The organism is Microbacterium nymphoidis (genome assembly GCF_021044885.1).
Classification (GTDB): Bacteria; Actinomycetota; Actinomycetes; order Actinomycetales; family Microbacteriaceae; genus Microbacterium; species Microbacterium nymphoidis.
The window spans coordinates 605,516-625,642 of the sequence record NZ_JAJNOD010000001.1 but is presented as its reverse complement, the minus strand read 5'-3'; the positions used below and the strand labels follow the sequence as shown (position 1 = coordinate 625,642).

The following is a 20,127-nucleotide window of genomic DNA, read 5'->3' as shown; positions in this document are numbered from 1 at the left end:
GGAAACCGCGGAATCTCGCGGATTACCAGCATTTCGGGCCGCCGAACGGCGGCCCGATCATCAGGAACGCACCCGGCGCCGAATGACCTCGATGCGCTTCTGCAACTGCGCCACCGTCGCGGTACCGACCGCCGGACCGCCGCATTCTCGCCGGAGCTGAGCGTGGACCACCCCATGGGGCTCCCCGCTCTGGCGCGCATAGAGTCCGACGAGCGTGTTCAGCAACTGACGCTGCTCGCGGAGGGTGCGGTGCAGCGGTTCGGGAAGAGAGGTCTCCCGCTCCCCGCTGGACTTCTCGCGGGCCTCGCGGGCCTCGCGATGCTTGGCCTGTTTCGCCTGGTGCTGCATGAGCAGCTCGTGGACGTGCTCGGGTTCGAGAAGCCCCGGAAGGCCGATGAACTCCAGCTCTTCGGCCGTTCCAGGCTCGGCGAGCTGGCCGAACTGCTGCCCTTCGAAAACGATCGAATCGAAATGCGCCGTCGAGGCGATCGGCTGGTACTGGAATTCCTCGGTGAGAGCGTCTTCCGCCTTCTCCTCGCGGTTCGCCGCATCCAGCAGCGAGTCCTCCAGCCCGTCTTCATCCTTGGTCTGCCGGTCCAGCGCATGATCGCGCTGCTTCTCCATCTCGTTGGCCAGCTTCATCAGGGGCGGCACATTCGGCAGGAAGACACTCGCGGCCTCGCCACGACGGCGAGCGCGCACGAAGCGTCCGATCGCCTGGGCGAAGAACAGCGGCGTGGAGGACGAGGTGGCGTACACGCCCACGGCGAGGCGCGGCACGTCGACGCCCTCCGACACCATGCGGACGGCGACCATCCACCTGCTCGTCGACTCGGCGAACTTCTCGATCCGTGCCGACGCATCGCTCTCGTCGCTGAGGACGATGGTGGGGTGCTCACCGCTGATACCGTGCAGCAGCTTCGCGTACGCGCGCGCCACGGTCTGATCCGTGGCGATCACCAGCCCGCCGGCATCCGGCACGTGCTTGCGGATCTCGGTCAGCCGGTCGTTCGCGGATCGCAGGACCACCTGCATCCACTCGCCCTCGGGATCCAAGGCGGTACGCCATGCCTGGGCATTGACGTCCTTGGTGTTCTCCTGCCCGAGGTTCGCCTCCAGCTCGTCGCCCATACTGGTCTGCCACCGCATGGTGCCCGCGTACACGTGGAACAGCACCGGGCGGACGACGCCATCCGCGAGGGCGCGACCGTAACCGTAGTTGTAGTCGGTCGTGGACACTCGTCCCCCCGACTCATCGGGGTGGTACTCCACGAACGGAATGGGCGCGGTGTCGGAACGGAACGGTGTGCCGGAGAGGGAGAGCCGGCGGGTCGCGGGGCCGTACGCCTCACGGATCGCGTCCCCCCAGCTGAGCGCGTCGCCGCCGTGGTGGACCTCGTCCAGGACCACCAACGTGCGTGCAGACTGCGTCAGACGACGGTGCACGGATGCACGTGCGGCCACCTGCGCATAGGTGACGACGACGCCATGGTAATAGCGCGCGGGAGCCACATGAGAGTTGCGGAACACCGGATCGAGACGGATGTGCAGGCGAGCTGCGGCATCGGCCCACTGGGTCTTCAGATGCTCGGTGGGTGCCACCACGATCATCTTCTCGACCACACCGGTGCGCAGGAGTTCCTGGGCCAGTGTCAGCGCGAAAGTCGTCTTTCCTGCGCCTGGGGTCGCGGCCACGAGGAAATCGCGCTTGTCCTGGGCGAAGTACTGTTCCAGGGCTTCCTGCTGCCACGCTCGGAGCTTTCCCGCGGTACCCCACGGGGCTCTCTGCGGATAGGACGGTGACAGCACTCGGTCAAGGATAGTCGCCTCCACCGACACTGCTCCCCGGGACTCGGACGACACCCTCGGATGCCGCTGTTATGCTTCCGGGTGCCCCGCCGGTGGGCGCGGCCCGACGCGGAAAGCAGGCGATCATGACGAAGCGCGACGAGAAGGACGACGTGCGGCAGAACCCGCCGCACACCGCCCGCGACAACGACGGCCCGCACCCCTGGCGCCGTTATGTGGCCATCGGGGACTCCTTCACCGAGGGCGTCGGAGACCCGGAGCCCTCGGCTCCCAACGGTCTGCGGGGGTGGGCCGACCGGGTCGCGGAGGTCCTCGGAACCGGCACGGAAGACTTCGCGTACGCCAACCTTGCCGTCCGCGGCAAGCTCATCCAGCAGATCATGGACGAGCAGATCGACGCCGCCCTCGAACTGAAGCCGGACCTCATTACCTTCTGCGCGGGCGGCAACGACGTCATCCGTCCGGGAACCGACCCCGACCACATCGCGGAGCTCTTCGACGAGTCGGTTGCACGGCTCAGTCGCGACGGCGCCACGATCGTGGTGTTCACCGGCATCGACGTCACCTTCACGCCGGTGTTCCGCCCGTTCCGCGGGAAGATCGCGATTTACAACGAGAACATCCGGGCGGTCGCCGAGAAGTACGACTGCATCGTGGCGGACCAGTGGGCGCTCAAAGAGGTCCAGGACCCCCGGTTCTTCGCGGAGGACCGCCTCCACATGAACCCGCTGGGCCATCACGAAGTGGCCCGGATGGTGCTGCGTGCCCTGAATGTGCCGAACGATCTCGTTCCCATGCAGCCAGACGCGATCGTTCCCCGGACCTGGCGCGAAGCGCGGGTCGGCGACATCTCCTGGGCGCGAGAGCACCTGGTTCCCTGGGTGCTGCGACGTCTTCGGCACCAGTCCTCCGGCGACACCATCTCCGCGAAGCGTCCGGAGCCGCTCCCGGTGAGCCTCCTCGGCGACAGCCCCGACTGAGCGCGCTCAGTCGCGCGCGCCCACCAGGTGCCACAGTGCGATGGCGCTCGTGGCGGCGACGTTCAGCGAGTCGACACCGGCCGTCATCGGGATCATGACGACGTCGTCCACTGCGTCGATGATCTCGGATGCGAGCCCCGGGCCCTCAGCTCCCAGCACGAGGGCCACCGGCCCCGCGGGGCGGTAGTCCTGCAGTTCGACCGCGCGGGGGTCGAGAGCCAGCGCCGCGGTCGTATAGCCCGCAGAGGCGAGCGCCTCGAGCAGCCCCCGCCATGACGACGCGCGCGCCCACGGCACCTGGAACACGGTTCCCATGCTCACGCGGATGCTGCGCCGGTAGAGCGGATCGCCCGTGGTGGGCGTGAGGACCACGCCGGCGGCACCGAGCGCCGCCGCGTTCCGGAAGATCGCACCGATGTTCGCCTGGTCGGTGATGTTCTCCAGCACGACGAGCGGCCGGCCGTCCAGAAGCGTGTCCAGCGCACGCGGAGCGGGACGCTCCACCACGGCGATCACGCCTCGATGCATGTCGAACCCCGTCACAGCGGCCAAGAGGTCCGGCGCGCCCACGAAGACGTCGACGTCCGGCGCCGCGAGCTGCTGGATCTGCTCAAGCCACCGCGGCGCGATCAGCATCGTTCGCACGCGATGACCGGCGGAGATCGCGCGTTCCAGCACCGGCAGCGACTCCGCGACGTACGTGCCATGAGCGGCGTCTGCTGCGCGACGATGGGCGGCGTCGGTCATCGATCGCAGTGGCGCCAGTCGGGGATCTGCGGGGTCGAAGCGCTCGTGCACGGGCATCGCTCCATCATCGCGCAGGTTGTCCACAGGCGCGGCGACGCGGTGTCCACACGGATCGCGACGCCGGGCATACCGGAGCGCCTCGCGGTACTGTGGGCTCACTCAGAAGGGGGAGTTCATGTCTCATTCACAACAGCCGGGCGCTCCGGCCGAAGCGCGCCCCGCCGCCGGTCTCAACGTGAGCCGGATCGCGATGTGGCTGGCCATCGGCATGCTCGTTGCCGCAGCGCTGCTCGGCGGCTTCTTCATCATCGTCGGCGATCAGTCGAACGTGGCGGGCAGGGCCTGGCTCACTCTGCTGCTCGTCGGAGCGTTCGCGGGCGCGGTCTTGATCGACACGGCTATCACTCGTGGCAAGGATCCCTGGTACCTGGGCGCCTCCACCGTGGTCAACGTGGTGATCATCGCCATCGGTCTTCTCAAGATCTGGAATGGATGGGGTCAGCCGGCCGACACGGCTGACGAGGTCGTCTGGTCCGTGCAGATGTTCCGCCTGCTGGGCGTGCTGCTCCTCCTGCGTGCGGCCCTCGGCATCACCCAGCTCTACGTGCCGTTCACCCGCAGGCCGACGACACCACAGGTGTCGCGGATCGCCGGCTACGGAGCCATCGCCTTCGGCTGGCTCACGGCGCTGGTGCTCGCGATTCCGGCCGCCTTCCCGGCCCCCGAATATCCGGACTGGTGGTGGCGGGTCGCGGGAGCGACCGCGCTCATCGCGGTCGTGCTCACGGTGATCCCGCTGATCATCCGCGCGTTCCAGCCTCGGGACGACGCCGCGAACGCCACGCCACCCGCGACGTACGCCCAGCCCGGCTACCCGACGGCGCACGGCCAGTCGGCCCAGCAGGGGTACGCCGCTCCCGCATCGCAGCCGTACCCGGCGCAGCAGGGATACCCGGCCCCGGCACAGCAGGGATACCCGGCCCCGGCACAACAGGGATACCCGGCCCCGGCACAACAGGGATACCCGGCCCCGGCACAACAGGGATATCCAGCACCGGCGCAGCAGGCCGGCCCCGGCTACGCACCTCCGCAGGCTCAGCCGGCTTCGCAGACTTACCCTGCTTCACAGGGGCAGCCGGCTTCACAGGGTTACCCCGCTTCACAGAGCTACCCCACTTCACAGGGTTACCCGACGGCCGGACAGCACCCTGGTCAGCCTCCGTACGGCGCTCCCCCGGCGTACCCGGTGCAGGCCGCCCCGCAAGCGCCTCCGGTTCCGCCGGTGCCGGGCGGGTTCCCAGCCCACCCCGCGCCTTCCGGTTCCCCGGCACAGCCCGCCCCGCCTGCCCCGCAGCCGGCATCACCGAACGCGCCAGACCAGTCGGCGCAGCAGCCTCCAGCCTCGCCCGATCAGACGCGCATCCAGGACGGAGACGGCTCGGCGAGGTCGTGACGCGTGACGGATGAGCAGTGAGGCCGTGGGCGATGTTCGCTCACGGCCTCACTCGTCATCGCACGGGTAACGCTGCAACCGCCGCGTGCCGGATCTACGCGCCTAGGCTGAAGATGTGAACGCTGCTTCCTTCTCGGTCGCCGACATCTTCCGCGCGGCCGACCTCCTCGCCGGCCACCGCATCGCGATCATCACGGGAGCCGGCATCTCCACGGAGTCGGGAATCCCCGACTATCGCGGTGAAGGCGCTCCGGTACGCACGCCGATGACTCACGAACGATTCCTCGCTCAGGACGATGCGGATCGCCGTCGCTACTGGGCCGGAGGCGAACTGGGCTGGAAGGACTTCTCCACCCGCTCACCGAACGCCGGTCACCGTGCGGTCGCCCGTCTGGAGAACGACGGACTCGCCACCGGTGTGGTGACGCAGAACGTCGACGGATTGCACCAGGCGGCGGGAAGTCGTCGCGTCGTGGAACTACACGGGACCGGTCGCCGCGTGCGATGCCTCACCTGCGGCCAGGTGTTCGATCGCCGCGCGGTGTCAGCGCGCATTCTTCGTGACAATCCGTTCTTCGACGCGAGCACGAACGTCACGCTCGGACCAGACGGCGATGCCATCCCGACTGACACCACCGACTTCGTGGTCCCGGACTGCACGGTGTGCGGCGGGCTCCTCCGTCCGGATGTGGTGTTCTTCGGAGAGTTCGTCCCCGCCGAGACGTTCCGCCTCGCCGCGGGGATCGTGGCTGCTGCGGATGCCGTGCTGGTGGCCGGCTCCTCCCTCGTGGTCAACTCGGCGACGCGTCTGCTGGAGCGCGCGCGACGGCGGAACCTGCCGCTGGTCATCGTGAATCGCGGTCGGACGCGGTGGGACGACCGCGCGTCTCTGAAGCTGGACGGCGCGACCGGTGAGGTGCTCCCGGCTCTGGCACAGGCCCTCCTGGACTGAGGGGCCGGTCCGGGGCGGAGTCACAGCGAGGGCGCGTTACGCTCACACGGTGACTCTCATCACTCTCGTGCGCCACGGCCAGACCGACTGGAATCTCGCCCGCCGTATCCAGGGCTCAACGGACATCCCTTTGAACGACACCGGTCGCCGCCAGGCCCGTGAGGCAGCGGCGGAGCTGGCGATCCCGGACCCGGTCCTCCTCGTCTCCAGTGACCTGTCCCGCGCGGAAGAGACCGCTCGCATCATCGGCGAGGCGCGAAGCTGGGGCGGGCCGCAGACGTTCGCGGCATTGCGTGAGCGCAACTACGGCGTGGCGGAGGGCATGACCGACACCGAGCTCGTGACGCGGTTCGGCTCGTGGCACACGGCGGAGATCCCCGAGGCCGAGCCACGCGAGCAGGTTGCTGAACGGGCGCTGCGTGCGCTGCTCGAGATCGCCGAGGGAGTGGATGCGGAGACCCACGTCGTCGCCGTATCGCACGGGGGTGTGATCGGATCGCTGCTGCGGCATCTGACGGGAGAGCCGTTGCCGGGCCTGCGCATCGCCAACGGCTCGGCACACACGCTGCGCATCCAGGGCGGAGTCGCGCTCGTGCACGAACCGCATCTGCTACCCGTCGGCTGAGCGCGGCGCACCACACCTGGCTCAGGATCTGCTCCGGCCGAAGTTCTCACTCCCCTGCTCGGCGCAGCACCTCGCGTGCCTGGCGGAGCACCGGCTCATCCACCATGCGCCCATCGAATCGGAAAGCGCCGGCTTTGGCGTCCGCCGCCTCCAGCACCCGCCGTGCGGCGTCGATGTCCGCGTCCGCCGGACGGTAGGCCCGGCGCACCACCTCCACCTGCGACGGGTGGATGCACGCCGTGGCGGAGAATCCGCTCGCGGCCGCGTCGCGGCACTCCGCTTCCAAGCCGGGGAGATCGGGGATGTCGACGTGGACGGCGTCGATCGCTCGCCGTTCATACGCGCCCGCAGCCAGCAGCACACGGGATCGAGCGTGTCGGGCCACATCGCGATAGCCGCCGTCGGCTCGTCGGCTTGATGATCCGCCGAGCGAGGCGATCAGATCCTCGGCGCCCCACATGAGAGCGACCACATTGGGGTGGGCGGCAATCGCATCGGCTGCGATCACACCGCGCGCCGTCTCACACAACGCGATGATGCTCAAGCCGTCTCCGATTTCATCCAGCTGTGCTGCGGATTCGGTCTTGGCGAGCATCACGGTGCGAAACGGGCTCCGGCGTACCGCAGCGAGGTCGTCCCGGAAGTACCCGGTATCCGCCGCGTTCACGCGGACGATGACCCGATTCGGATCCAGCTCCGCGGAGCTCATCCGGAGACGGGCTTCGTGCTTCCCCGCGGGCAGGACGGCGTCTTCCAGATCCAGGATGACGGCATCCGACCGATCCAGCGCCTTGCTGAAGCGGTCGGGGCGGTCTGCCGGACAGAACAGGAGCGCCGGGCCGTTGCTGAGGACGTCGCCGCTCATGCCGCGTCCCGCATCCGTACGAGCACGGTGCGCGTCGCTCGGGCCACCACGACACCGTCCTGATTCGTGCCGGTGTGCTCGATGCTCACCACTCCCTGCCCCGGACGTGATGCCGAGGGACGCTTGCTGACGACAAGTGAGGAGACGCTGAGCGTATCTCCGGCGAACAGCGGCGCGGGGAAGACGATGTCACTGAGGCCCACCTGTGCGATGAGCGTGCCCTGCGTCAGCTGGGTCACGCTGAGCCCGACCATGGTCGACAGCGTCCACATGGAGTTGATCAGCCGCTGACCGAACCCACTCTCGCCCGCCGTCTGCGCGTCGAGGTGCAGAGCCTGCGTGTTCATGGTCAGCGTCGTGAACAGCACGTTGTCAGCCTCCGTGGCCGTCCGGCCCGGCCGATGGACGTAGCGGACGCCTTCCTCGAACTCCTCGAAGAAGAGACCACGCTGCTCGATGATGCGCTCCTCGGTCACGATGCCACCCCGAGCGCCCGGGCGATGATGAGCAACTGCACCTCGCTGGTGCCCTCACCGATCTCCAGGATCTTCGAATCACGGTAGTGGCGTGCCACCGGGTACTCGTTCATGAAGCCGTTGCCGCCGAACAGCTGCGTCGCATCGCGCGCGTTGTCCATTGCGGCCTCGCTGGAGACGAGCTTGGCGATAGCCGCCTCCTCGCTGAACGGCCGCCCGGCGTCTCGCAGTCGCGCCGCGTGCTGCCACGCGAGGCGGGACGTGTGCACGCGGGTCCGCATCCGCGCGAGCAGGAACTGCACGTGCTGCCGGGTGGAGAGCGCGGAGCCGAACACGTTGCGCTTGCCCACATAGTCGATGGCAGCCTCGAGGCACCCCTCGGCGGCCCCCGTTCCCAGGGCCGCGATCGCGATGCGTCCTTCGTCGAGAATCTCCAGGAAGTTGCGGAACCCCCGTCCGCGTTCGCCGAGGAGGTTGCCCTCCGGGACGCGCGCGGAGACGAACGTCAGGGGGTGCGTGTCGGACGCGTGCCAGCCGACCTTGTCGTACGCCGGTTCCACGGTGAAGCCCGGGGTCCCGTTCGGCACGATGATCGTGGAGATCTCGCGCTTCCCGTTGGGGGTGGTGCCGGTCACCGCGGTGACCGTGACGAAGCGGGTGATCGCGGTGCCGGAGTTGGTGATGAACTGCTTGCTGCCGTCGATCACCCACTCCCCTCCCTCGACGCGCGCCGTGGTGCGCGTCGCGCCGGCGTCGGAGCCGGCTTCGGGCTCGGTCAGCCCGAAGCCCGCGAGCGCCCGTCCGGCGAGCAGGTCAGGCAGAAGTTCTGCCCGCTGGTCCGGCGTGCCGAACTTGAAGACGGGCATGGCTCCCAGGCTCACTCCCGCCTCCAGCGTGATCGCCAGCGACTGATCTGCGCGTGCGATCGCCTCGATCGCCAAGCCGAGCGCGAAGTAGCTGCCGCCCTGACCGCCCACATTCTCCGGGAACGGGAGACCGAACAGGCCGAGCTCTCCCATCGCCGCCACCACATCGAGCGGCAGCGTGTGGGTCCGATCGGCCTCGTAGGATGCCGGCGCGACGACCTCCTCGGCGAATGCCCGCACCAGCCCGGCGAGCTCGCGCTCCTCCTCGGTCAACTCCATGGTCATGCGGACTCCTCTGATTGCTGGTGACTGAAGTGGGCGACGATCTGATCACGGCGCACGTGGTCGCCCACACGCGCGTCGACGGTGACGGTCCCGTCGGCCGGAGCGAGCACCGGGTGCTCCATCTTCATCGCCTCGATCACGACCACCCGCTCCCCTGCGGCGATGACGCCTCCCGGGTGGACCGCCACCACGTTTCCCGGCATGGGAGCCTTGAGCGCCGGATCGACGGATCCGGGCGCTCGATCACGCTCGCTGCGCGTCTTCTCCCCCAGCTCCCGTCGCCCGATCGGCTGGAACCGCGCGGTGGTCCCGTCGGCGTACGCCCACACACCGCCCTCCGCGTCCGTCGCGAATGCGGCGCTCGCGGGAGCTGCGGTGTCGAGCGGGACGGTGTGAACCTCGCCGTCATCCGCGATGAGGGTGACCGCGCCCCGGTGCTCCGGAAGACCGAGCCGGAAGCCGCTCAGCGCCCGCCACGGGCCGGCGGGGGCGAGCTCGGCCTGCGATGGCACGGCCGCCGCAGCAGCCCGCAGCACATCGAGCGTGGGTGCCGGGTCGCGGTACGCAGGTAGACGGTCGATGAGTCCCGTATCCATATCGCCCGCGCGCACGCGTTCATCGTTCAGGAGTGAGCGGAGGAAGCCGATGTTGGAGTCGACCCCGAGCAGCACCGTGTCCGCCAGCGCATCACTCAGGCGCGCCACGGCCGCTTCCCGGTCTGCGGCCCAGGCGATCACCTTGGCGATCATGGGGTCGTAGTCGGCCGTCACCGCGGATCCGGTCTCCACGGCGGAGTCCGTCCGGACGTGCTCCGCGGTACGCCACAGCAGAACGTCGCCCGTGGCCGGGAGGAAGCCACGGGCCGGGGACTCGGCGTACACACGCGCTTCCACGGCGTGGCCGGTGAGCACGACGTCGTCCTGAGCGAGCGGCAGCGGCTCGCCTGCTGCGACGCGAAGCTGGATGTCGACGAGATCGAGCCCGGTGACCATCTCGGTGACGGGGTGCTCGACCTGCAGACGTGTGTTCATCTCGATGAAGAAGAACTCCTCCGGACGATCAGCGGCGACCAGGAACTCCACCGTTCCGGCGCCCACGTAGTCGACGCTGGCGGCCGCACGACAGGCAGCGGCGCCGATGCGCTCCCGCGTGGCGTCGTCGATCAGCGGTGAGGGCGCTTCTTCCACCACCTTCTGATGCCGGCGCTGGAGCGTGCACTCGCGTTCGCCGAGGTGGATGACGTTGCCCTGCCGGTCGGCGAAGATCTGTACCTCGATGTGCCGTGGCCGCTCGATGAGACGCTCCAGCAGCAGTGAATCGTCCCCAAACGACGCGGCGGCCACACGGCGTGCAGTCACCAGGGCGTCCTCCAGCTCCGCTGCGTCCCGCACCACCTGCATACCCTTGCCCCCGCCGCCCGCGGACGGCTTCACCAGCAGGGGGAAGCCGACGTCGAGTGCCCGGACACGGATCTCCTCGTCGTCGAGCCCTCGTGCGCTGAAGCCCGGCACCGTGGGAACGCCGGAGGCGGCGACGTGCTCCTTCGCACGGATCTTGTCCCCCATCACGTCCAGCGCCTCCTCGCCGGGGCCGATGAACACCAGCCCCGCCGCAGCGCATGCGTGCCCGAAGGCGACATTCTCGGAGAGGAAGCCGTAGCCCGGATGGATCGCCTCGGCACCGCTGGCACGCGCCGCCGCGATCACGGCATCGATGTCGAGATAGCTTTCCGCAGCAGGGGCGGGACCGAGGCGCACAGCGGCATCGGCTTCGTGCACGTGCGGGGCCATCGCGTCCGCATCACTGTAGACGGCGACGGAGCGAATGCCCAGGCGCCGCAGCGTGCGGATGACCCGGCGCGCGATCTCACCGCGGTTGGCGACGAGTACCGTGCGAAACGGTGGAGTGGTCAGCGTCATCATGGTCGTCACATCCGGAAGAGGCCGAAGCGGCTGTCGGCGAAGGGAACTCGCCCCACGACATCGAGCGCCAGCCCGAGCAGGTCACGGGTCTGGAGGGGATCGACGATGCCGTCGTCCCAGAGTCGCGCAGTGGCGTAGACGGGGTTGCCCTGGCGTTCGTACTGCTCACGCACGGGTGCGCGGAACGTTTCCTCCTCCTGGGTGGTCCATTCCCCGCCGCCGGCCTCGATCTGGTCGCGCTTGACCGTGGAGAGAACCCGCGCCGCCTGCTCCCCGCCCATCACGGAGATCCGGCTGCCGGGCCACGCCCAGAGGAAGCGCGGCGAATAGCCCCGGCCGCTCATCGCGTAGTTGCCTGCACCGAAGGAGCCTCCGACGATCACCGTCAGACGCGGCACCCGGCAGGTCGCGATAGCGGTGACCATCTTCGCTCCGTCTTTGGCGATTCCGCCTGCTTCGGCGTCTCGGCCCACCATGAACCCGGTGATGTTCTGCAGGAACAGCAGTGGTATGCCCCGTTGATCGCACAGTTCCACGAAGTGGGCTCCCTTGAGAGCCGAATCGCTGAGAAGCACGCCGTGGTTGGCGACGATGCCGACAGGGTGGCCATGGATGTGAGCCCATCCGGTGACCAGCGTCGTGCCGTACTCGCTCTTGAACTCCGTGAATTCCGAGCCGTCCACCAGGCGGGCGATGACCTCGCGGGGGTCGTACGGCTGATTGACATCCACCGGGACCACTCCATACAGCTCCTGTGCGTCCACCTCCGGATCCCGGGGAGCCGACACCTCCCAGGCGAGCGGAGCGGGCGGCGGTAGCGTCGCGACGATGTCGCGGACGATCTCCAGCGCATGGTCATCGTCGTCGGCGAGGTGATCCACCACCCCGGAGCGCCGCGCATGAACCTCTCCGCCGCCGAGCTCCTCCGCGGTCACGGTCTCACCGATCGCCGCCTTCACGAGCGGCGGGCCGCCCAGGAAGATCGTCCCCTGCCCGCGCACGATCACCGTTTCGTCGCTCATCGCCGGCACGTACGCGCCACCCGCCGTGCTCGAGCCCAGTACAGCAGCGATCTGCGGGATGCGCTGCGCGCTCATTCGTGCCTGGTTGTAGAAGATCCGACCGAAATGGTCCCGGTCGGGGAACACCTCGTCCTGCTGGGGCAGGAAGGCACCCCCGGAGTCGACGAGCGAGATCACCGGGAGCCGGTTCTCCTCGGCGATCTCCTGCGCGCGCAGGTGCTTCTTCACCGTCAGCGGGTAGTACGTGCCGCCTTTCACCGTGGCGTCGTTGGCGATCACCATCACGTGCCGACCGTGGACCAGCCCGATCCCCGCCACGACCCCCGCGGAGGCGGCCTGACCGTCGTACAGCCCCTCGGCAGCCAGCGCACCGATCTCCAGGAACGGGCTGTCTACGTCGAGCAGTCGATCGATGCGATCGCGGACGAGGAGCTTGCCGCGCGAGAGATGTTTCTCCCGCGCTGCCTCCGAGCCGCCGCGCGCCACGCGGGCGAGCCGTGCGGCGAGATCGTTGCGCAGTGCCTGCTGGGCCGCGGCGTTCTCCTGGAACGCCTGATCGTGAACCACTGCGCTGGTGAGCCGGGTCATGTGTCCTCGCGATCGTGGCTGGTCTGCCGGTGTCGGTGGGATTTGAGTTAATATTCACTAACTGGAATGAACGGTAACGCGGAAGATGCACGATGACAAGACCCACCACGCACCGCGATCGCGCCAAGGCCGAGCGGCGGGCCTCGCTCGTTGAGGCCGCCGCACGATTGTTCGCCGAGAACGGCTACGCCGCTGTCACCATCGAGCAGCTGGGCAGCGCCGTCGGCATCAGTGGTCCGGCGGTCTACCGACACTTCTCCGGCAAGCAGGCGGTGCTCGAAGAGCTGCTCGTCGGCGTGAGCAGCCGCCTGCGCCAGGGAGGCCGCGCCGTGTGCACCGCGGGATCGGCGCCGGCGGACACCCTGCGAGCGCTGATCGCGTTTCACACCGACTTCGCCCTCACGGAGACCGATGTCATCCGTGTGCAGGACCGCGATCTACCCTCGCTTGCCCCCGTGGCACGTGACCGGGTCAGGGCATTGCAGCGCGGCTATGTGGATGATTGGGTCGCCGCGCTGCGCGCGTGCTCCCCGGCGTTCTCGGACGCCGTCGCCCGGCTGCGCGTACACGCCGTCTTCGGGTTGCTCAACTCCACGCCCCATGCCCTTCGGGGCTCCCGCGCCGATCAGGCCGTGGCGGCATCGGAACTGGAGGCTGCCGCCTGGGCGGCGCTCACCGTCCCCTCACCGGCCGTGGAGGGCGGCGCGTAGGCTCAGACCGTGCACGCGAACTCCTCCCCCACGTCGCCACAGAACGAGCCCGCTCCCCGAGCCCCGCGCGGAACGTCGCGGCGTCAGTTTCTCCGCGGCGGTGCGGTGGGCGTCGCGGGCGCGGCGCTCGGCGGCATCGGTGGCTACGCCTGGGGCGCACGCTCGACGGAGGAGACCTTCGCTCCGGAGGCCGCCGACCCCGCGCGTGCGTTCGATCACCTCGTCGTCCTCATGGGTGAGAACCGATCCTTCGACAACCTGCTCGGCTTGCTGTACGACCGGGAGTCACTGCCGTCGGGCAGCCGATTCAACGGGCTGGCTTTCGGCAGCTATGCCAACGTGGCGCCCGATGGTCGTCGGGTCGCCGCGCACGTCTACGCGGGGACCACCGATGAGGTGATGGGGATGCCGGCGCCGGACCCCGGAGAAGAGTATCCGCACGTCAACACACAGTTGTGGGGAGAGGTGCTCCCGGTGACAAACGCGACACTCGGTGTGGCGAAGATGACCAGTCCGTACAACCTCCCGCCGAACCCCGGTGTCCCGACGATGTCGGGGTTCATCACCGACTACGTCAACACCGCGACACGAGAGGTGGGATCGCCTCCCCCTCCCGAGGTGGTGGATCAGATCATGGGCGGGTTCTCCCCCGATATGCTGCCCGTGCTGTCCACGCTGGCGCGGGAATTCGCGGTGTTCGACAACTGGTTCGCGGCGGTGCCGACCCAGACGTACGCCAACCGCTCGTTCTTCCATGCGTCCACCTCGCACGGATTCGTCACCAACCACGGCGGTGGCTACCGCAAGTGGCTCGATGCGGACGCGGCACCCACGATCTTCAACCGCCTGGAGGAAGCCGGCCTGAGCTGGCGCATCTACTTCGACGAGGATCAGCTGCTCTCCCTGACTGGCTTTCTTCACGCACCCGCGCTGGAGCAGTACTGGAAGAGCGCCCACTTCGCCGTGATGAGCGACTTCTACACGGATGCTGCGCAGGGGACGCTGCCGGCGTACGCCTTCATCGAGCCGCGCATGATCTACAACCACAACGACTTCCACCCGCCCTTCGGGGAATACCGCACCGTGCAGGCCGACGACACCACACTCGTCGACTCCGCGGTGTCCGACGTACGCGCGGGCGAGGCGCTCGTCGCCGACGTCTACAACGCCGTGCGAACGGGGGCGACAGCTCACGGATCCAACGCCACGAACACGGCGCTGCTCATCACGTTCGACGAACATGGGGGCACCTACGACCACGTTCCGCCCCCGGCGGCGGTCCCGCCTGACGGTCCGGCTGCGACGGAGATGGACTTCGCCTTCGATCGCCTCGGGCTCCGCGTCCCGGCGATCCTGGTCTCGGCGTACACCGCGGCCGGCACCATCGTGAACGAGGAGATGCATCACGCCGCCGTGATCGCGACGCTCTGCCATCAGCACGGTCTGGCTCCGCTCACCGATCGGGATGCGGACGCGCGTGATCTCCGCGAAGCGCTGAACCTCTCCACCCCGCGCGACCCCGCCACCTGGCCCTCCGTGGTTCCGATGTGGACCCCGCCCAACCCGGACGCCACGCTGGATGCCGCAACGATGAAGTCCAGCAAGACGGCGCTCACGCCGCCCGCACGAGGACTGCTGGGCCTGCTGATGGAACGCGAGGGACTCGGCGACGGCAGCGCGCCGCGAACCTATGCCGACGCCTTCGCGCTGCTCGAACGGCACGGACACGGGCTGTTCGGGGACCGCTAGGACGGGCCGCGGACGACTCGTCCGCGGCCCGTCGATCAGGCGACGAGAAGCGCTCGCGCGGGATCTTCCAGGATCCGCGCCACGTCGACCAGGAACCGCGCCCCCTGTTCGCCATCGACCAGACGGTGGTCGAAGGAGAGGCTCAGGGTCATCACCTCGCGCAGTGCGACCTCACCCCCGTGTTCCCAGGGCCGCCGCAGTGCTGCGCCCACGGCGAGGATTCCGGCCTCCCCGGGGTTGAGGATCGGAGTGCCGGCCTCGATGCCGAAGGTCCCGATGTTCGTGATGGAGAACGTGCCGCCGGACATGTCGGCCGGCGCCGTGCGCCCCTCACGTGCGGTGGCTGCCAGATCCCGGATCGCGTCGGACAGAGCCGGCAGGCCGAGTGAACCGGCGTCCCGGATCACCGGGACCACCAGCCCGCGGGGCGTCGCCGCTGCGATTCCCAGGTTGATGCGCCGAGGCTGAACGATCTCCTGCGCTTCCTCGTCCCAGCGCGAGTTGAGCTCCGGGGTGCGACGCAGGGCGAGCGAGACCGCCTTCGCGACCACGGCGAGCGGGCCGATGCGGTGCTGCGCGAACTCGCGGTCGTCGCGGAGCCGGCGGACGAGTGCCATCGTCTCCGTGACATCCACCGTGTGGAAACACGTGACGTGAGGCGCCGTGAAGGCGCTGCGCACCATCGCGGCCGCCGTGTGCTTGCGAACGCCGCGGATCGGGATCCGGACCTCATCCGGTGACTCCGCAGCCTCGGACGGGCGCCGGTCGCTCGTGTTCGACACGGCCGCGGCGACGTCATCGCGGGTGATCAGGCCCCCGGGACCGGTGCCGCTGAGCTGAGTGAGGTCGACACCGAGGTCGCGGGCGAGCTTGCGCACCGGAGGAGTGGAACGCGGCCGCTCGGCCCGGTCCGTGCCGGGCTGCGGTTCCTGTGACGTGGGCGCCGGCGTGGGAATCGTCGCCGTGGCTGCGGATGTCCCGTCGCCGCCACCACGCCGTTTGCGGGCAGGTCGCGCCTTACTGGATGGTGCGGCGCCGTATCCCACGAGGTTCGGTGGGACCACCTCGTCCGCCGGCTCGTCCGGCGTCTCCTCCGTACCGGGCCCGTGAGTGGCCGCGTGGTCGCCGGCGGCCTCGCGAGCGCCGTCTCCGGTGTCGAAGGAGATCAGCACCGACCCCACCTCGACCACAGTGCCTGCCTCAGCATGGAGTGCGGCGACGGTGCCGGCATAAGGCGATGGAAGATCCACCACCGCCTTCGCGGTCTCGACCTCCGCGATGGGCTGGTTGATGGTGACGGTGTCGCCCACCGCGACGTGCCATTGGATGAGCTCCGCCTCGGGAAGGCCCTCCCCGAGATCAGGGAGGCGGAAGTCGGTGGTCGCGGTCACAGGGCGACCCCCGTCAGGCTGTTCGGGCGCCCAAGAGCGCGATCGACACCGTCGAGGATGCGATCCAGGTCCGGGATGTGGCTGTGCTCCAGCTTGGAGGGCGGGTAGGGCACGTCGTGCCCGGTCACACGCACCGGGGCCGACTCCAGGTACTCAAAGTCGCGTTCGGTGACCGAGGCGACGATCTCGGCGCCCACGCCCGCTTCACGTCCGGCCTCGTGGGTCACCACCAGGCGCCCCGTACGCCGCACCGATGCGTCGACCGTGTCGTAGTCGATCGGAGAGATCGACCGCAGATCGATCACCTCGATCGACACCCCCTCGTCCTCCGCAGCGACCGCGGCGTCCAAGGCGGTTCGCACCTGCCCGCCGTAGGTCACCAGTGTGACGTCCGTCCCCGGGCGGGCCACGCGCGCCAGCCCCATCGGCGCAGCATCGGCGAGGTTCGCGTCGAGATCGACCTCGCCCTTCGTGTGGTAGAGCCGCTTCGGCTCCAGGAACACGACGGGGTCGTCGCTCGCGATCGCCTGCTGCAGCATCACGTACGCGTCCTGGGGGTCAGAGACCGCAACCACGCGGAGCCCGGCGGTGTGGACGAAGTACGCCTCCGGCGACTCCGAGTGATGTTCCGCCGCGCCCACGCCGCCCGCCCAGGGCACCCGGATGGTCAGGGGCATCTTCACCCGGCCCAACGTCCGGTAGTGCAGCTTCGCCACCTGGCACACCAGCTGGTCGAACGCCGGATACATGAAGCCGTCGAACTGGATCTCCACGACGGGACGGAACCCGCGCATCGCCAGTCCCACCGCAGTGCCCATGATCCCGGCCTCAGCCAGCGGGGTGTCGATCACGCGCTTCGCACCGAACTCGTCCAGCAGGCCCTCGGTGATACGGAACACTCCGCCCAGACGCCCGACGTCCTCCCCCATCACGAGGACGCGCTCGTCGCGGCGCATCGCCGTGTGGAGGGCCGCGTTGAGCGATTTGCCCATCGTCATGGCGGTCATCGCGCATCCTCCTCGAAGCCGGCCAGGTAAGCGGCGAACTGGGCGCGCTGTCGCTCCAGTGCGGAGTGCGGCTCGGCGTACACGTGGTCGAAGACCTCGATCGGAGCGCGGTTCGCGATGCTCAGGCAGGCGGCTCGCACCTCCGCGCCGAGGGCGTCCGCCTGCGCCGCGACCTCGGCCGCGAACGCATCGTCGAACTCGCCGATCGAGCGGAGGAACGTCTCAATGCGGGCAAGGGGATCCCGCGTGCGCCACAGGTCCAGCTCCGCCTCGTCCCGGTACTTCGTGGGGTCATCGGACGTGGTGTGGGGACCCATGCGATAGGTGACGGCCTCGATGAAGACGGGCCCCTGTCCGGAGCGTGCCTGGCTGAGAGCCCAGCGCATCGCCGCGAAGCACGCCAGCACGTCGTTGCCGTCCACACGAACGCTGGGAATGCCGAACCCGGGAGCTCGCCCCGCGATCGGCGCCGCAGCCTGAACCCCAACCGGCTCGGAGATGGCCCACTGGTTGTTCTGGCACACGAAGACGACCGGCGCGCCGAACGAGGCCGCGAAGACCATGGCCTCGTTGACGTCTCCCTGGCTCGTGGCGCCGTCACCGAAGTACGCCACGGCGACCTGATCCTGGCCGTCGCGCTGGATGCCCATCGCGTAGCCCACGGCGTGCAGCGTCTGCGCACCGATGATGATCTGCATCGTCGCCGTATTGATCTCATAGGGGTCGTAGGTGGAGTTGCGCTCACCGCGCCAGGTGTTCACCAGGTCGCTCGCCGTGGCACCGCGCGCGTACACCACGCCGAGCTCCCGGTAGCTGGGAAACACGAAGTCATCGCTGCGCAGAGCGCGAGCGGTCCCCAGCTGCGCAGCCTCCTGACCGAGGCTCGGTGCCCAGAGCCCGAGCTGGCCTTGACGCTGAAGCGAGAATCCCTCGCTGTCGATGCGGCGAACCAGAGTCATGTCACGGTAGAGCTCGCGCAGGTCCTTCGCGGTGAGATCCGCCACGTACGAATCCAGGTCGACATCCGTCACCCGAGCGCCTTGCGCGGTGATGAGCGTATGAATGCGCCCGGTTCCCGTGGCGGGATCGGCCGCTGCTCCCAGCGTGTACACCATTGTGTGCCTCCTTCGCGCTTCGCCTCGTGAGCTCTGCGCGTCGACCGGCGACATTGCCGGATTGGGGCCAGCGTAGGCGCGCTCATCACCTCGCTCAACCAGATGTGACAGGCATGAGCAACATGCGCCATGCGCGCGATCTGAATCCTGCTAATCTTGCGCACTATGACAACTCTGGACCGCACCGATCTGGAACTGCTGGCTGCGCTGTCGGATGAGCCCCGTGCCACCGTCGTGGCCCTCGCGGATCGGCTGGGGCTCTCGCGGAACACCGTTCAGGCCCGCATGACGCGATTGGAGCGGGGCGGGGTCTTCCTGTCCTTCCAGCGCTCGATCTCCTCGACGGCGCTCGGCTTTCCGCTGGAGGCGGTGGTGAGCGTCGGCGTACGTCAGAGCGAACTCCCCCGGATCATCTCCGAGATCGCGCGCATTCCCGAAGTGGTCCAGGGTCATGGGCTCAGCGGCCAGGTGGATCTGCTGATCCGCGTCGCCTGTCGCGACGCGCGGCACCTGTTCGACACGGACGCGCGCATCCTCGCCATCGAAGGCGTCGAGCGCACGGAGACCTCTCTCGTCATGGGCGAGGTGATCCCGTATCGCCTGGGCGGTCTGATGGAGCTCGCCCGCCGCGACGCCTGAGGTCAGGGCAGCGCCAGGAACTCCCGAATCGCCCGAGCCGCCGGCTCCGGGGTCTCGTAGTGGATCAGGTGCCCGACGTCGGGGATCTCGACGAGGCGGGCATCGGGGAACATCCTCACCAGCTCCCGTTCCTTCTCGATCGGGGTGATGTCGTCGCGCTGTGCGGCGACGAGCAGCGTGGGCACCGAGATACGGGCCGCCGACTCCCGCACGTCGTGGGACACGCTCGTGACGAATGCATCGTGCAGCTGAGAGCGGTCCGCGAACGAGGAGAAGTACGTGTCGTGCTGATCGTGGATGAACCGTCGCAGTCCCGGATCGCGTGTCTTGGCCATCGTGATGCTCATGACCCGCACGATCAGGCGAGAGCGCAGCAGCCAGGTTCCGAGACGAGCCGGGAGGTGCGCACCGGCCCAGTAGTAGAACACGGCGAGCCGCGTCATGATCCCCCGTGGCCCTTCCAGAGCGGGAGCGCCGATCGGGTTGACCAGGATGAGGTGCGGTGTGCGCAGGCCTCGTGCGACAGCGGCGGACACCACGATGGATCCGAACGAGTGCCCGAGGATCACCGCTCCGGGTGCGACGCGCGCGAAGTCCAGCAACCAGTCCACGTAGGCATCGAGATCATGACGGCGACCCGGCAGCGGAGCCGTTTCTCCGAAGCCGGGAAGATCCGGTGCGATGAAGCGGACGCGTGGCAGCTGCGCGAACACGGGCTCCAGCCCGTGGTGCTCCCCGCGAAAGCCGTGCACGGCGATGATCGTCGTGTCCGCATCATCGGGCCCATAGGTCCAGTACGCGGTGATCCCGCCTGCCGCCGGCGCCTCGTGCCGGGTCACAGGGATGCGGGCGAGCTGTGCGGCGTACGGGGAGGACACGCTGTCGATCCTATCGACGGCACCTGCGCGACTCCCGGATGTCGGTGA

The 20,127-nt window shown here is 68.7% G+C and carries 18 protein-coding genes; 7 read left to right on the top strand and 11 right to left on the bottom strand.

Translation table 11 applies throughout. From position 1 onward, the window contains the following. Nucleotides 1-60 precede the first annotated feature (60 nt). Nucleotides 61-1,809: a DEAD/DEAH box helicase gene (locus LQ566_RS03015; RefSeq protein WP_231090112.1), complete on the bottom strand. Its 1,749-nt coding sequence runs from the start codon at nt 1,807-1,809 to the stop codon at nt 61-63. A gap of 125 nt (nt 1,810-1,934) precedes the next feature. Here LQ566_RS03015 and LQ566_RS03010 point away from each other — a divergent pair, with 125 nt between their 5' ends. Further along, nucleotides 1,935-2,789 carry an SGNH/GDSL hydrolase family protein gene (locus LQ566_RS03010; protein ID WP_231090110.1) on the top strand — a complete coding sequence of 285 codons (855 nt, stop codon included), beginning with the start codon at nt 1,935-1,937 and terminating at the stop codon, nt 2,787-2,789. 6 nt (nt 2,790-2,795) lie between these two features. On the opposite strand, the gene LQ566_RS03005 is transcribed toward LQ566_RS03010, so the two are convergent. Beyond that, the gene (locus tag LQ566_RS03005) at nt 2,796-3,593 is read right to left on the bottom strand and encodes a TrmH family RNA methyltransferase (RefSeq protein WP_231090108.1); all 798 of its coding nucleotides are present in this window, start codon (nt 3,591-3,593) and stop codon (nt 2,796-2,798) included. 118 nt (nt 3,594-3,711) lie between these two features. Between LQ566_RS03005 and LQ566_RS03000 the strand changes: the two genes are divergently transcribed. The 3 genes from LQ566_RS03000 (at nt 3,712) to LQ566_RS02990 (ending at nt 6,566) form a co-directional block, all read left to right on the top strand. Continuing rightward, nucleotides 3,712-4,989, top strand: coding sequence for a hypothetical protein (locus LQ566_RS03000; RefSeq protein WP_231090107.1), 1,278 nt, complete (start codon nt 3,712-3,714; stop codon nt 4,987-4,989). Nucleotides 4,990-5,104: 115 nt separating this feature from the next. Next, the gene (locus tag LQ566_RS02995) at nt 5,105-5,941 is read left to right on the top strand and encodes a Sir2 family NAD-dependent protein deacetylase (protein ID WP_231090101.1); all 837 of its coding nucleotides are present in this window, start codon (nt 5,105-5,107) and stop codon (nt 5,939-5,941) included. Between the two features lie 49 nt (nt 5,942-5,990). Beyond that, nucleotides 5,991-6,566, top strand: a complete 576-nt coding sequence (locus tag LQ566_RS02990) for a histidine phosphatase family protein (protein WP_231090100.1) — start codon at nt 5,991-5,993, stop codon at nt 6,564-6,566. A 46-nt stretch (nt 6,567-6,612) separates the two neighbouring features. On the opposite strand, the gene LQ566_RS02985 is transcribed toward LQ566_RS02990, so the two are convergent. The 5 genes from LQ566_RS02985 to LQ566_RS02965 are packed head-to-tail and all read right to left on the bottom strand — an operon-like array spanning nt 6,613 to nt 12,590. After that, nucleotides 6,613-7,431 carry an HpcH/HpaI aldolase/citrate lyase family protein gene (locus LQ566_RS02985; protein WP_231090098.1) on the bottom strand — a complete coding sequence of 273 codons (819 nt, stop codon included), beginning with the start codon at nt 7,429-7,431 and terminating at the stop codon, nt 6,613-6,615. Beyond that, nucleotides 7,428-7,907 carry a MaoC family dehydratase gene (locus LQ566_RS02980; RefSeq protein ID WP_231090096.1) on the bottom strand — a complete coding sequence of 160 codons (480 nt, stop codon included), beginning with the start codon at nt 7,905-7,907 and terminating at the stop codon, nt 7,428-7,430. The genes LQ566_RS02985 and LQ566_RS02980 overlap by 4 nt, the downstream gene beginning before the upstream one ends. Continuing rightward, nucleotides 7,904-9,058, bottom strand: coding sequence for an acyl-CoA dehydrogenase family protein (locus LQ566_RS02975; protein ID WP_231090094.1), 1,155 nt, complete (start codon nt 9,056-9,058; stop codon nt 7,904-7,906). The genes LQ566_RS02980 and LQ566_RS02975 overlap by 4 nt, the downstream gene beginning before the upstream one ends. Further along, nucleotides 9,055-10,980: an acetyl/propionyl/methylcrotonyl-CoA carboxylase subunit alpha gene (locus tag LQ566_RS02970; RefSeq protein WP_231090092.1), complete on the bottom strand. Its 1,926-nt coding sequence runs from the start codon at nt 10,978-10,980 to the stop codon at nt 9,055-9,057. Before LQ566_RS02970 ends, LQ566_RS02975 begins: the two co-directional genes overlap by 4 nt. Nucleotides 10,981-10,985: 5 nt before the next feature. Next, the gene (locus LQ566_RS02965; RefSeq protein WP_231090090.1) at nt 10,986-12,590 is read right to left on the bottom strand and encodes a carboxyl transferase domain-containing protein; all 1,605 of its coding nucleotides are present in this window, start codon (nt 12,588-12,590) and stop codon (nt 10,986-10,988) included. 92 nt (nt 12,591-12,682) lie between these two features. Between LQ566_RS02965 and LQ566_RS02960 the strand changes: the two genes are divergently transcribed. Next, nucleotides 12,683-13,300: a TetR/AcrR family transcriptional regulator gene (locus LQ566_RS02960; protein ID WP_231090089.1), complete on the top strand. Its 618-nt coding sequence runs from the start codon at nt 12,683-12,685 to the stop codon at nt 13,298-13,300. Nucleotides 13,301-13,309: 9 nt separating this feature from the next. Beyond that, complete coding sequence (locus tag LQ566_RS02955; protein WP_231090087.1) at nt 13,310-15,049, top strand: alkaline phosphatase family protein; 1,740 nt, start codon at nt 13,310-13,312, stop codon at nt 15,047-15,049. A 35-nt stretch (nt 15,050-15,084) separates the two neighbouring features. On the opposite strand, the gene LQ566_RS02950 is transcribed toward LQ566_RS02955, so the two are convergent. The 3 genes from LQ566_RS02950 to pdhA are packed head-to-tail and all read right to left on the bottom strand — an operon-like array spanning nt 15,085 to nt 18,562. Continuing rightward, nucleotides 15,085-16,440, bottom strand: coding sequence for a dihydrolipoamide acetyltransferase family protein (locus LQ566_RS02950; RefSeq protein WP_231090083.1), 1,356 nt, complete (start codon nt 16,438-16,440; stop codon nt 15,085-15,087). Then, complete coding sequence (locus LQ566_RS02945; protein WP_231090082.1) at nt 16,437-17,447, bottom strand: alpha-ketoacid dehydrogenase subunit beta; 1,011 nt, start codon at nt 17,445-17,447, stop codon at nt 16,437-16,439. The genes LQ566_RS02950 and LQ566_RS02945 overlap by 4 nt, the downstream gene beginning before the upstream one ends. Continuing rightward, entirely contained in the window at nt 17,444-18,562 is a 1,119-nt protein-coding gene (pdhA, locus tag LQ566_RS02940; RefSeq protein WP_231090080.1) for a pyruvate dehydrogenase (acetyl-transferring) E1 component subunit alpha, read from the bottom strand. The genes LQ566_RS02945 and pdhA overlap by 4 nt, the downstream gene beginning before the upstream one ends. 165 nt (nt 18,563-18,727) lie before the next feature. Here pdhA and LQ566_RS02935 point away from each other — a divergent pair, with 165 nt between their 5' ends. Beyond that, nucleotides 18,728-19,201 (top strand): Lrp/AsnC family transcriptional regulator, encoded by a 474-nt coding sequence (locus LQ566_RS02935; RefSeq protein ID WP_231090078.1) that lies wholly within the window; start codon nt 18,728-18,730, stop codon nt 19,199-19,201. A gap of 2 nt (nt 19,202-19,203) precedes the next feature. Here LQ566_RS02935 and LQ566_RS02930 read toward each other — a convergent pair whose 3' ends face one another. After that, nucleotides 19,204-20,079 carry an alpha/beta fold hydrolase gene (locus LQ566_RS02930; protein WP_231090077.1) on the bottom strand — a complete coding sequence of 292 codons (876 nt, stop codon included), beginning with the start codon at nt 20,077-20,079 and terminating at the stop codon, nt 19,204-19,206. Nucleotides 20,080-20,127: the final 48 nt, after the last annotated feature.